The following is a 14,104-nucleotide window of genomic DNA, read 5'->3' as shown; positions in this document are numbered from 1 at the left end:
CTTTAAAAACATATGTCAAAACCTATCCTAAAAGAACGTACAAGAGCCCAAGAATCTACAAATGCTATTGAGCGTTTATACATTTCAATGCGACACTTATTTAGTCGCGGTTTTTACAAACCAATGGGTGTTTCTGGTGAAACTTTACGTACATCACTCTTGTCTTTACGTCCAGAAATTTATGGTTCAATTGCAGAAAACAAAACGGAATTAAACGGATTGGTATACGTTATTGAACGTTTACCTGAAGGAATTGAAGAATGTCAGTTTATTTATTTGACTGCCGATGAAGGCTATCGAAATTCAAAATTCAAAGCAATTATTCCTCCTAAAAGAAGAAGAAACTGCTATCGTATTGACAAGAACCAAATGAATATTGAAATTACCAGAGGACGATCTGAGATTTACGATATTCTTACACACTTGACATTTTTATTTATTGAATCTCATAAAATTAAAGACCGTGTTGTTTTTAATAATGGAGAAAGTTTTATTCGTGAATGGTTACAACTGGAAGATATTGTAATACATAACAAAACACTTACCGATGAAGAAAAAGATGTAATTGTTGTACACCTTGGTAATATTTTAGGAAGAACTTATGATGAAGTGTACGACGCTTACAATACGTTTGCTTCAGAAGAGAACCCGAACAGGTTTTTCCATCTAATTTATTGGTTAGGTAAATTAGCAATTAATGAAGCTTTATACGACCAAAAACGCTCTATTAAGTTCAGTTCTGTTTTAATTGAGGAAATTGGACATCATATTTACGGTGAAATTTGGGCAAACAATATTAAAAAGGTTTTATTAGAAAACGACCTATTAGAACGTCCCATTCATATCATCAGTGCAAATATGCACAGTGTAATGAATAGTATTTATGCCCAAAATGCTTTACCAAAAGAAGCTAAAAAACACAAAGATTTTCAACTTTTTGAAGTATTGAGTAATGTTAATAGCAGTACTTTACAATCTGCTGTTAAAAATTATGCTTCTGAAAATGGACTGATATACATCAAAGATACTTCAGGAACCAATATCAATGTTCAGGTAATTGATACAGGGAAAATTGATTTTGAAACGAATTCTTTTAACAAAGTTAATTCTGTTGGAAAAGATCCTGTTATTATTGTAATGGATTATGCTTTTGGTGAGCAGGCTTTTGAAACCATGGACGAGCTTTTAAAACCCTATAAAACAAAAGGAGAAAAAATCCATTTAGATGTTCAATCTGTTTCAATTATGGGGAAAGCTGGTATTTTAGAAGGTGGTAAAGGAGATATTATGATTCCTTCTTCACATATCTTTGAAGGAACTGCTGATAACTACCCATTTAAAAACGAACTATCAAAAGAAGATTTAGAAGGTTTTGGGGTTGAAGTTTTTGACGGAGCAATGATTTCTGTATTAGGAACTTCGTTACAAAACAAAGATTTACTACGATTCTTCCACGATTCAACTTGGAATGTAATCGGACTAGAAATGGAAGGTGCACACTACCAAAAAGCCATTCAATCTGCCTCTAAAATTAGAGGAAATATTTCAGAAAACGTGCAAGTACGTTATGCATATTACGCCTCAGATAACCCGCTAGAAACAGGTGCTACGCTTGCCTCTGGAGGACTTGGAATGAGCGGGGTAACACCAACTTATGCTATTACGCAAAAAATACTAGAACAAATATTTTAGTCGCAAGGTGACTGAAATAGCAAATCATAAAAAAGGCTTCTTTTAAGTTTAAAAGAAGCCTTTTTAGCTTTTTATACAATTTTAAAGACTGGTTTTGCTCATAGCTTTTTTTCTTATTTTATATTTGCACTCACAATACAACAACACACAACAATGAATATTCTAATTTTAGGGTCGGGCGGTAGAGAGCATGCCTTTGCTAAAAAACTTTCTGAAAGTACCAAAATCAACAATTTATTTGTTGCACCAGGTAATGCAGGTACTCACACTATTGCAACGAATATTGCCATCAATCCAACCGATTTTTCGCAGGTAAAAAAAACCGTTTTGAAACACAATATCAACATGGTGGTAGTAGGTCCTGAAGCTCCTTTAGTAGAAGGTGTTCACGACTTTTTTCTTGCCGATAGCGACTTGAAAAACATTCCTGTAATTGGCCCTAAGAAAGATGGAGCTTTGCTAGAAGGAAGTAAAGATTTTTCGAAGCAGTTTATGGAAAAACACAATATTCCAACAGCTCGCTACCAATCTTTTACTACTGATACTTTAGCTGAAGGGAAAAAATTCTTAGAAACATTAGATGCTCCTTATGTATTGAAAGCTGACGGATTAGCTGCTGGAAAAGGAGTTTTAATTTTAAATGACTTAGAGGAGGCAAAAGCTGAGTTAGAAGAAATGCTTTCTAATCAAAAGTTTGGAAGTGCTTCATCAACTGTAGTTATTGAAGAATTTTTAAAAGGAATAGAATTATCTGTTTTTGTATTAACAGATGGAAAGAATTATAAAATTTTACCTTCTGCTAAAGATTACAAACGTATTGGAGAAGGTGATACAGGGTTAAATACAGGCGGTATGGGAGCTATTTCTCCTGTTCCTTTTGCAACGGATGATTTTTTAACGAAAGTGGAAGAATTGGTCGTTAAACCAACAATAGACGGTTTACAAAAAGACGGAATAGATTATAGAGGGTTTATTTTTATCGGATTGATGAACGATAACGGAAATCCATCAGTAGTTGAATATAATGTTCGTATGGGAGACCCTGAAACAGAAGTGGTGTTACCACGTATTCAATCAGACTTACTAGATTTATTTGAAGGTGTTGCTACGCAAACTTTAGATAAAAAATCATACGAAGTTACTCATCAAACAGCAACTACAGTAATGTTAGTTTCTGGCGGATACCCTGAAGCTTATGAGAAAGGAAAAGAGATTACAGGTTTTGATTCTGTAAAAGATTCAATTGTTTTTCATGCAGGAACCACTTTAAAAGACGGTAAAGTAGCTACAAACGGTGGACGTGTTATGGCGATTACTTCTTTTGGAAATTCAATTGAAGAAGCCTTAGAAAAATCTTATAATAGCATCGATAAAATAGCTTTTGATAAAATGAATTATCGAAAAGATATCGGTTTCGATTTAAAATAATTATAACAAAAAAGGAGTTGAAAATTCAACTCCTTTTTTATTTCATTGCCTTTTCTAGCGTAAACGAAAACTCGGAACCTTCTCCGTGCACACTCTTTAAAAGAATGGTTTCATTATGCGCTTCAATAATATGTTTCACAATAGAAAGCCCTAAACCTGAACCTCCTTGTTCACGTGAACGACTTTGATCTACACGATAAAAACGTTCAAATAAACGAGAAATATGTTCTTGCTTTATTCCTTCACCATTATCATTTATTTTAATAATAAGCTTATTCTGATTGTACGGTTCAACACTCACTGTAGTTATACCTCCAACTCTACCATATTTAATAGAGTTTACAACAAGATTAATAAGTACCTGTTCAATTCTTTCAACATCTCCTTTTACCAAATGAGGAAAATCATACACACGATCAAACCGAAGTGTAATATTTCGTTTTTTCGCCTTCATTTCAAACAAGTCGAACACGTTTTGAATAAGCTCTATGATATTAAAGGTTTGCATGTTCATTTTCATTCCCTCAGTTTCTAACTTAGCAATCATATCTAAGTCTTTTACAATTGAGGTTAATCGTTCTACTCCTTTATTAGCTCTTTCTAAGTATTTTTCAAGAATTTCTTTGTCATCTGCAGCTCCTTCAATAAGCGTTAATATATATCCTTGTACTGTAAAAAGTGGTGTTTTTAGCTCATGAGCTACGTTTCCTAAGAAATCACGACGAAATGAATCTCGTTGCGTTAAATGAGCTATCTCTTCACTCTTTCCTTCAACATATTCTTGTACACTTTTAGTTAATGATTCTACATCAGTCGTTACTTTGTTTCTTTTTAAGTCATTCACATCTAAAATAGAAATGTCTTCATACATCTTTTTTACTCGTTGGTAAATAAAGTGTTCTGCTCTGTATTGAATTACAAAAAAGGAGATAATAAACATTACAAGACCAAAAATTACAATGGTTACAACCCCTAAGCTATTTAATAAAAACAAATACGATAATACTGCTATAACAATAGATAATAGTGTTGAGTATAATGCCGACCAAAGCGCGTAGTTATACGTTTTTTTTATTTTTTTCATCTGTTTTTTTCTATTATTTTTAAATGTCAGATGTAATTCGCTAATAATTATCCCAAAAAGTATCAAAATTATTATAGCTCATTTCATGATAAAAAAATAGATTGCTAGCTAGCAATCTACTTATTAATTTTTGAGTTTAAAAATTATTTGTCTGTTTCGTCTAATACAAATTTGTACCCAACTCCTTTTACTGTTTTAAAATAGTGATCTCCTATTTTTTCACGAAGTTTACGTATGTGTACGTCTATCGTTCTTCCGCCCACAACTACTTCATTTCCCCAAACGCTATCTAAAATAACTTCTCTTTTAAATACTTTTCCTGGTTTTGATGTTAGTAAAGAGAATAGTTCAAACTCTTTTCTTGGTAAAGATATTTTTTCTTCTCCTTTAAAAACTACATACTCGTCTCTGTTGATTACGATATCTCCAATTTTTGTGGTGGTATCCGCTTTTTCTTCAGTTTTTAAACGACGTAATAAAGATTTTACCTTACTTATTAGCACTTTTGGTTTTACTGGTTTAGTTATATAGTCATCTGCTCCAGCGTCAAAACCTGCTACTTGTGAGTAATCTTCTCCTCTAGCGGTTAAAAAAGAAATTATCACATCTTCAAGAGATTTAACATTTCTAATTTTTTCACATGCTTCGATACCATCCATTTCAGGCATCATAATGTCTAATAAAATTAAATGTGGAGTTACTTTTTTTGCTGTTTTTACAGCTTCTGCTCCATTGTTTGCAGTGAAAACCTGATACCCTTCTGATTTTAAATTGTAACCTACAATTTCTAAAATATCTGGCTCATCGTCAACTAGTAAAATTTTAATATCGCTAGTGTTCATTATTCATTTATATTGTGTTACCCAAAAGTAATCATAAAATAATAAACCCTTTATATACATGCTTAACTTAACGTTCATTTAATATTTACCAAACTTTTGCTTAAAGGAAACGAAGAGAAATCTTTTGTTTTTGATTTTTTTGTAGTTTTTGTACCTTTATACAAATTGTTTCCTATGAAAATTATTTCTTCCCTTGGAGAAATTACTTCCAATGCTAAAGATGCTTTTAAACGATTTCCTATAACTCTTTGTTGGGCAATCACTGGTACATTGTTTACTTTATTTACAATTGAGACTGATACTTTTGATAATGCTTTTTACGGTAGGGTTATTTTAACCTTTACTTTAGGAATTAGCTGGTTAATTGCTACTCATTTTTTTGAAGAACAGTTTAAAAGAGATAAAACATGGGTATTCTTGCTAACTCTTGGCTTTTTACTCTTATTTTATTTTTGTGTTGAAGTTAATGGTTCAAAGATTCATCAAAATTCTATTATTCGATTTATACTTTACTTTGTGTCAGGTCATTTACTAGTAATGGTAACCCCTTTTATATTTAAATGGAATAAATCTGCTTATTTTAATTACTTAAAATCTGTTTTTATAGCGATTGTTAGAAGTTTATTTTTCTCACTAATTTTATATTTGGGAATTGTTTTGGCTCTCTTAGCCATTAAATATTTATTTAATATAGATGTTAAAGGGGAACGTTTTTTTCAGGTTTTTGTACTCTGTATAGGGATTGTAAATACTTGGATTTATCTTTCTGATTTCCCTAAAGATGTTCATAATCAACTTGCTATTAACTACACAAAAGCTTTAGAGGTATTAGTTAAATACATCTTAATTCCGTTAGTAATTTTATATCTCATCATTTTATATGCTTATAGTTTAAAAATTGTAATAAGTTGGAGCTTACCTAAAGGATGGGTTTCTTATTTGGTTATTGCACTTTCATTTTTAGGTTTTATTGTGCAAATACTTATCAACCCTATTCAAAAAACTATTAACTCTCGTACAATTAGAAAGTTTTATCCATGGTTTTATTATCTTTTATTACCGTTAATAGCTTTACTTTTTGTTGCCATTTTTAGGCGTATTAACGAATATGGGATTACCGAAAACCGTTATTTCGTCCTTCTTTTAGCTTGTTGGGTTTTAGCTATGATCTTGTACATACTTTTTAGTAAACGTAAAAAAATTAAAGTTTTTCCGTTCAGTTTAGCTGTTGTTGCGTTACTAGTTTCTTTTGGTTTTTGGGGTGTTTTTTCGGTATCCACTAAAAGTCAAGTAAAACAATTTGAAAAGGTGTATACCGATATTAAAACCGACAATTTTACAACCACTTTTGAAAAGAAAAATCAGCTACGTTCTATAGTTAGGTATTTAAACAACAAACATGAATTACATAAAATAGAAAATGTTTTAGGATATAATCCAAAAATAGCTTTTAAAACCAACAGTCATTGGCAATTACAAAACAGGTTAATGGATAGTTTGAATATAAAAGTAATTGATAATACCAATAATGTTTACAGAAACAATTATTATAGTATCGACGATTCTAAAATGATTATCAATACTAAAAATTATGATGTCTTAAAAATACTATATTTTAATTCTTATGAAAATCGCAACTCCATTAACAACTATCGTTTTTCTTTAAATGAAAAAACCAACATTATCAAAGTTTCGAAAGGAGATACTCATATTGGAGATATAGACTGCTCAGAAATGATTCAAAAACTTAAAAAGCAGGAAAAAAATTATGCTATAGCACCTAATTTAATGACTATTGAACATAGTTTTAAAACTCTAAATATAAAGTTCGTTTTTCAAAATATAAATCTATCAAAAATTGATGATGCTGCCGAAAAACACTTATCTAATGCTAGTGCTTACGTGTTAATTAAAGAAAATGTTGAATAAAACTAACTTACAAAACATCTTATTTTTAGATATTGAAACAGTTCCTGAAGTGGAATTATTTGCTGATTTATCACCTGAAATGCAAGAATTATATGCTCTAAAAACTCAATATCAACGTAAAGATGAATTTACTCCTGAAGAGTTTTATCATCGAGCAGGTATTTGGGCTGAATTTGGAAAAATCATCTGTATTTCAGTAGGCTACTTTGTAGAGCGCGATGGTAAAAATCAACTGCGAGTTACCTCTTTTTATGGAGATGATGAAGCTAAATTGTTAACCGATTTCAAAAACTTATTAGATACACATTTTAACCAAAACAAACATTTATTGTGTGCTCATAACGGTAAAGAATTTGACTTTCCGTACATTGCGCGAAGAATGATTATCAATCGAATTGACTTACCTAACAAACTAAATTTATTTGGTAAAAAGCCTTGGGAAGTTCCGCATTTGGACACCTTGGATTTATGGAAGTTTGGAGATTACAAACACTACACCTCTTTAAAACTACTCACTGCTATTTTAGGAATACCTTCACCCAAACAAGATATTGATGGAAGTGAAGTTGCAAACGTGTACTATCAAGAAAAAAACCTTCCTCGTATTGTTGAGTATTGCGAACGCGATACCGTTGCTGTTGCACAATTATTATTACGCTTTTTGAACAAGCCTTTAGTTGAAGAAGATAATATTGTTAGCGTTTAACTATTCGCCCTCTAATTTCATAGAAAGCTCAAACCAACGTTCTTCTTTTTCTTCCAAACTATCAATAATTTGCTGTAGTTCTAACGATTTTTTATTAATTTCTTCAGGTGAAACTTCATTATTAGCAAACTGAGCTTCAATTACTCCTTTTTTCTTTTGAAGTTTTTCAATATCTTTTTCAAGTAATCCGTATTCTCTGTTTTCGTTATAACTTAATTTTCCTTTTTGAGGTGTTTTTTCTTGCTTTTCAGTTACTTTCTTTTCTTCTTTAGGTTCTGATGGCTGCGAGCTTTCATACGCTCTGTAATCAGAGTAATTTCCAGGGAAATTCTCCACTACTCCATTTCCTCTAAACACAAATAAACCATCCACAATTTTATCCATAAAATAACGATCATGCGATACTACCATTAAATTCCCTGGATAATCGAGTAAAAAACTTTCTAACACGTTTAAAGTTACCACATCTAAATCGTTCGTGGGCTCATCTAAAATTAAGAAGTTAGGGTTTTGAATTAAAACAGCACATAAGTACAAACGCTTCTGCTCTCCTCCACTTAATTTTTCAACAAAATCGTATTGCTTTTTTCTATCAAATAAAAAGCGTTCTAATAACTGTGCTGCAGAAATTCTTCTTCCTTTAGTTAACGGAATTTCTTCTCCAAATTCTTTAATGACTTCTATTACTTTCTGTCCTTCTTTTATTTGGATTCCCTTTTGGGTATAGTAGCCAAATTTTACGGTTTCTCCAACAATTACTTTACCTCCATCAACAGGTAATTTACCCGTTAGTATATTTAAAAAAGAGGATTTTCCTGTTCCGTTTTTTCCAATGATTCCTATACGTTCACCTCGCTTAAAAACGTAGTCAAATCCATCTAAAATAACTTTATCACCAAAGTCCTTTTTTAGCTTATGAAGCTCTACAATTTTGCTTCCTAAACGCTCCATATTTATTTCTAACTGAACTTCATGCTCTTTTCTTCGTTGATGTGCTTTTTCTTTAATTTGAAAAAAGTCATCAATACGTGATTTTGATTTGGTTGTACGTGCTTTAGGTTGACGACGCATCCAATCTAATTCTTTTTTAAATAAACTTTTCGCTTTGCTTAAGTTAGTAGCTTCTAAAGCCATTCGTTCTTCTTTGTTTTGAAGATAATACGAATAGTTTCCTTTGTATTTGTATAATTTTCCGTTATCTAACTCAATAATCTCATTACACACTCGCTCTAAAAAGTAACGATCGTGTGTAACCATAAATAAGGTAATTTTTTCCTTAGTAAAAAAAGCTTCTAACCACTCAATCATTTCCAAATCTAAATGGTTGGTTGGCTCATCAAGTATTAATAAGTCAGGTTTATTAATTAGAATAATAGCCAATGATAATCGCTTTTTTTGCCCTCCAGAAAGCTTTCCTACTGTTTGCGATAAATCATCAAGTTTTAATTTAAATAAAATTTGTTTGTATTGTGTTTCAAAATCCCATGCATTGTGCTGCTCCATCTGCTCAAATGCTTTTTGATACGCTTCTGTATCATCAGGATTTTGTAAGGCTTTTTCGTATTGTTGAATAATTGGAAGAATGGTACTTTCAGCAGAAAAAATAGTTTCTTCAATAGTTAAATCGGGATTCAAACTATCATCTTGTGCCAAATAAGCAATATTGATTCCTTTTCTACTAATAACTTGACCTTCATCTGGTGTGTCTTTTCCAGCAATAATATTTAAAATAGAGGTTTTTCCGCTACCATTTTTAGCAACAAAGGCTATCTTTTGGTCTTTGTTTATTCCAAAAGAAATATCTTCAAATAAGACCTTTTCGCCATACGATTTTGCTATATTTTCTACTGATAGGTAATTCATTCTCTAAAATTTTATGCAAAGAAACAAAAAACCCGAGCAATAGCTCGGGTTTTGTTATAATTAAAAGAAATGCTTTTATTTCTTCATTAATTTAATGGTTTGTGATTTTTTACCATCGTTTGCTTCTAATAAATAAATTCCTGTTTTTAAATTAGAAACATTTACAGCACCATTAACTGTTTTACCTGTTAACACAACTCTACCAATTGTATTTGTTATTTTATAACTTACGTTTTCGTTGCTTCCAAATTTTACAGTAATATTACTTATTGCTGGGTTTGGAAATGCTATTAAGCTTGATTTTGCTTCTTTATCTAAAGGTTCAGCAAACTCATCGCTTGTACCTGATACTGCTACTGAAGATGATGAGTTAACAATATTAACTGTATAATCTTCTACTTCTCCATCTGCAAAAGTTTCACAAGCTGTTGATGCTCCGTTGTACTTCATAGATACACGCATTCTTGTTTGTCCTAATAACGCGCTTGATGGAATAGATATGTTTGCTGATCTATTTGCTGCTGTACTAGAAGAACCTAAAGATGTTTGTTCACTACTTTCAAATGTTCCGTTATGGTTATAGTCAATCCAAACTGTAAAATATTCTGTATATGAAGATCCACTAAATCCTGCACTCACAATAATTTGGTTTGTTGTTCCTTGGGTAACCGTTGCTATTTTACTTGTAAAATCACCATACCCTCCATTTGCAGAAGTCGTATTAGTCATTCCTCCAAAAGACACATAATCTATCCATTCATAACTAACTCTATTTCCTTTTGAATCACAATAGGTAACAACGTTATTTAATGTAGTTACGTTTACAACATTACTAGCTGCAGAAATATTTCCTGCTTCATCTTTTGCTTTTACTGAAAATGTATAGGCTGTATTTGCAGTTAACCCAGTTACATTGTATGAAGTAGTTGTTACAGTTGCTATTTTAGTAGCTCCTTGATATACATCATATCCTGTTACTCCTACATTATCTGTTGACGCTGTCCATCCTAAAGATAAACTAGTTTGAGCTACACTTGATGTTGCTAAACTACTAGGTGCTGTTGGAGCTTGTGTATCAGCTACCGCTGCTGTAATATTTACTGTATAATCCTCAACTTCTCCATATTGAAAAGACGCTTCACAAGCTGTTGGTGTAGCATTGTATTTCATTACAATTCTCATTCTTGTTGCTCCGTCTGTAGCTGAACTTGGTACAGTGAATGATGTACTTACAGGCGTATCTTTTGATTTAGCCTTGGTCCAAACAGTTTCTCCTGCATCAGAAAAATCTCCATCTTGGTTGTAATCAATCCAAACACCATATCCTTCATCATAACTACTTCCTGTCCATTTCGGAGTAATCATAATTGTATTTGACACACCTTTTTCTAAATTTGTTGAAATTGCTGTATGGTCAGAATATCCATTTCCTCCTGTAGAAGTATTATCTATACTTGCTAACTGTACTCTTTGAATGTACTCATCAGAAACACTGTTTCCTTTAGATGTACAATATGTTATTGTCACTTCAGTAGTAGTTGCATTTACGGTATTACTAGCTGCTGAAACATTGCCTGCTGCATCTTTTGCTTTTACAGTAAAAATATACGCTGTACTTGCTGTTAATCCAGTTACATTATATGAAGTAGTTGTTGAACTTCCTATTTTAGTAGCTCCTTGATATATGTCATACCCTGTTACTGCAACATTATCTGTTGAAGCTGTCCAATTTAAAGTTAAACTAGTTGCTGTTATAGAGCTTGCTGCTAAACTTGTTGGAGCAGTTGGTGCTTCATTATCGGCAGCAGCATTGCTTGTAAACGAACCTGTAAACACTCCTCTACCATAGGTAGAAGCGATTACTTTGTTCGTTACATGATCTCCACTTACATTCCAATAATCTAATGAAGTAACACTCACATCACTCATTCCGTTATATGCTTGATTCCAGTTAGGATTTGCATCATTAAAGTTAGATGTAGACCAAACTCCTAATTGAGTTGCTAAAACAGCTTCTGTTCTATCTAATGGGTTTTGTAAGATATCTCTCACAGGAATATTTGGTAAGTTTCCTTCTTTATTTACCCAGTTTGTTCCTCCATCTGAAGTAGCCCAAACACTTGTTACTCCGTAGTTATGTATCGTTACAAAAATATCATTTTCTGTAGCTCCGAATCTTACTGAAGATACTGAACCAACAAAAGGTGTGTTTATGTTTGACCAAGTTGCACTTGAATTTGTAACACTTGTTAACTTTAATAATTTACCATTCGCTAACCCTACATACCAAGCATTGTTAGTAAACGGAGAGGCTTGAAAAGCTGTTGGGCTTGCATCTAATAATGCGTTTGTTATATTTCCTTTTGAATTTGATGCTACATTAATACTCAAAATTGAGTTAGCGGAACTTGTTGATGCATTCGATAATAAACGATTTGCATCATTATCATATCCCATAGGGTTTACGAAATCTCCCGTACCTTGGTCATTTGATAATGTTGTTGCGCCTCCTTGTTGTCTACCTAATCCATTCCAAGGTAAGTTAAACCTATATATTACGTTATTTACGTAGGTAGCAATCATATAGTCTCCGTCTTTATCAACAAAAGTATAGAACCCATCACCATCACTTAAGTCAGTTGAACTATTAATTCCAGCCACTGCATTTCTAAATGCTTGTGTACCGTTATCTTGAGCACCAGCACTGAATATTCCGTTAACATCTCCTGCTCCGTCAGGTCCTATCCCTGCTTTTACAAACTGTGTTACATTGTATCCTTTGTTTCTTGCGCCAATTGTACTTCCAGAGTTTCCTGAATAATAGATTCCTCCATCGTTACCGAATAATATTTTTGATGAGTCATTATTTCCAAAAGCCATCGAGTGCTGATCTGCATGAACATTTTGATGACCAAAGCCTCCATACCAATGCGATAATTGTGACCAAGAAGAACCTCCGTTTGTGGTTTTAAATAAATCGATACCTCCAACATATACTATATTATCATTAGTTGGATCTGCTTCAATTACTAAATCATAAAATGCTTGCCCACGACAAAAATCGTTTGCTGAAATATTTGTATCTGCATCATTTGGTAATGATATTGCACTTGCCGTTGAAAAAGCATTTGTTGTTTTATAGATATGAACAGGTGCTGTACTTGTTGTTCCTTGCGTTAATGCATAAATCTTATTTGCATCGGTAGCAGAAGTTTCAATTTCAACTCTATTAGATTCAGTTAATGGAGATGCAGCTGCTTCTGTCCAAGTACCTCCATTTGTAGAGCTAAATACTCTACCTCCACCTTCTCCTAAGGCAGAAGCAATAGTACCCATCCATAAAGTATTGTTAGCACTTACCTCTAAATCATTAGCTATATAATAATAGTCTTTTCCTCCAAAAGCATACTTCATATTAGCAGATTCTATTCTGTTCCATGTAACCCCATTATCTGTAGAACGGTACAACCCTGCAGACTGTAGTCCTAACCAGTTTCTAGGACTAGAAGAATCTCCATATACGTGAGCTCCAACAGCAACAAATAATTCTGTTGATGCTCCATTATCCCATGCCAATACATCATTTACGAAATGAACTCCTGATAAAAAAATGTTACTTGCATTGTAATTAATAATTGCGTCTCCAGCAGCTGGTATATTGACTGCGTTCCATGTGGTACCTCCATCGGTAGTTACATATACTCCATTTCCTACTACATCACCTGCTGTATATTGTTCACCTGTACCTACGTACCATCTGTTAGAGTTTCTTGGATCTACTGTAATAGAAGTTACAGATAGGTTTCCTGGTACATTTTGTATTCTTGTCCATTGAGAGTTGGCGTTACTAATGTCAGTGTTTTTCCATAAACCTCCACTTACTCCACCAGCATATACGGTATTATTTGTTCCGTCATTTGGATCAAATAAAACAACTCTTGTACGTCCTCCTACATTATTAGGACCTCTTTCTATCCAAGAGTTTCCATTGTCTCCAGGACTTTTTTGTTGTGCTCTTTTTTTCAACAGATCTTCTCTCAATCCTGCTAAACTCCCATCTTCCATTTTTCCTGTAGCTGGATTCATGGTAAGTAACTGCATTTGATCAAAATACCTGTTAGGTGGTAACCCTTTAAGTTTTCTTTCTTTTTTCCCCCATTTTAACGATTCATTTAAAGGACTTTCCTTTAAAAAAGTACTGTGTACTTTACGTTGTTCAGCCAGTTTATCAGCAACATTTTGCTTTTTAAGATAATCTGAACCAATAATTGAAACCGCTGCAACAGACAGCCCTCCAATTAGAAATTTAAACTTTTTGTTCATTTGAATTAATTTAATTAAATAATTAAGTTTTTATTCCTAGCTCTTTTTGTTACTCTACCTTTTCTTTGCCTTTTACACCCTTTTGAAAAGACTCTTAATTTAACCCTTTGTAAACCACGTTTTAATAGTTCAGCCGCCCCAAGCTAAGTCAAGGATATTATTTCATTGAGGTATTTTACAATTTAAAACAAGCAAAAGCCTGAGTAAAAAAACTCAGACTCTTGTTTGTTATATTTT

Annotated in this window: 8 protein-coding genes; 4 read left to right on the top strand and 4 right to left on the bottom strand. The window is 32.6% G+C overall.

The window, feature by feature from the left end; translation table 11 throughout:
- Positions 1-12 precede the first annotated feature (12 nt).
- Complete coding sequence (locus tag ACQYZ7_RS03010) at positions 13-1,692, top strand: DUF6909 family protein (protein ID WP_430728307.1); 1,680 nt, start codon at positions 13-15, stop codon at positions 1,690-1,692.
- Between the two features lie 153 nt (positions 1,693-1,845).
- On the top strand, positions 1,846-3,120 hold the full coding sequence (gene purD, locus ACQYZ7_RS03005; RefSeq protein WP_430728306.1) for a phosphoribosylamine--glycine ligase: 1,275 nt from the start codon (positions 1,846-1,848) through the stop codon (positions 3,118-3,120).
- A gap of 37 nt (positions 3,121-3,157) precedes the next feature.
- On the opposite strand, the gene ACQYZ7_RS03000 is transcribed toward purD, so the two are convergent.
- Complete coding sequence (locus ACQYZ7_RS03000) at positions 3,158-4,204, bottom strand: sensor histidine kinase (RefSeq protein ID WP_430728305.1); 1,047 nt, start codon at positions 4,202-4,204, stop codon at positions 3,158-3,160.
- Between the two features lie 143 nt (positions 4,205-4,347).
- Positions 4,348-5,046: a response regulator transcription factor gene (locus ACQYZ7_RS02995; RefSeq protein WP_047788022.1), complete on the bottom strand. Its 699-nt coding sequence runs from the start codon at positions 5,044-5,046 to the stop codon at positions 4,348-4,350.
- A gap of 174 nt (positions 5,047-5,220) precedes the next feature.
- Here ACQYZ7_RS02995 and ACQYZ7_RS02990 point away from each other — a divergent pair, with 174 nt between their 5' ends.
- Together ACQYZ7_RS02990 and ACQYZ7_RS02985 are read left to right on the top strand one after the other, a co-directional pair.
- Entirely contained in the window at positions 5,221-6,975 is a 1,755-nt protein-coding gene (locus ACQYZ7_RS02990) for a DUF4153 domain-containing protein (RefSeq protein WP_430728304.1), read from the top strand.
- A complete protein-coding gene (locus ACQYZ7_RS02985) occupies positions 6,965-7,681 on the top strand; it encodes a 3'-5' exonuclease (protein WP_430728303.1) in 717 nt (238 codons plus the stop codon). Before ACQYZ7_RS02990 ends, ACQYZ7_RS02985 begins: the two co-directional genes overlap by 11 nt.
- Here ACQYZ7_RS02985 and ACQYZ7_RS02980 read toward each other — a convergent pair whose 3' ends face one another.
- Positions 7,682-9,544 carry an ABC-F family ATP-binding cassette domain-containing protein gene (locus ACQYZ7_RS02980; RefSeq protein ID WP_430728302.1) on the bottom strand — a complete coding sequence of 621 codons (1,863 nt, stop codon included), beginning with the start codon at positions 9,542-9,544 and terminating at the stop codon, positions 7,682-7,684.
- Between the two features lie 75 nt (positions 9,545-9,619).
- Positions 9,620-13,867, bottom strand: a complete 4,248-nt coding sequence (locus ACQYZ7_RS02975) for a GEVED domain-containing protein (protein WP_430728301.1) — start codon at positions 13,865-13,867, stop codon at positions 9,620-9,622.
- Between the last annotated feature and the right edge of the window lie 237 nt (positions 13,868-14,104).

This window comes from Tenacibaculum sp. SDUM215027, from assembly GCF_050566205.1.
In the GTDB taxonomy this organism is placed as follows: Bacteria; Bacteroidota; Bacteroidia; order Flavobacteriales; family Flavobacteriaceae; genus Polaribacter.
This window is presented reverse-complemented; position numbering and strand designations above follow the sequence as displayed.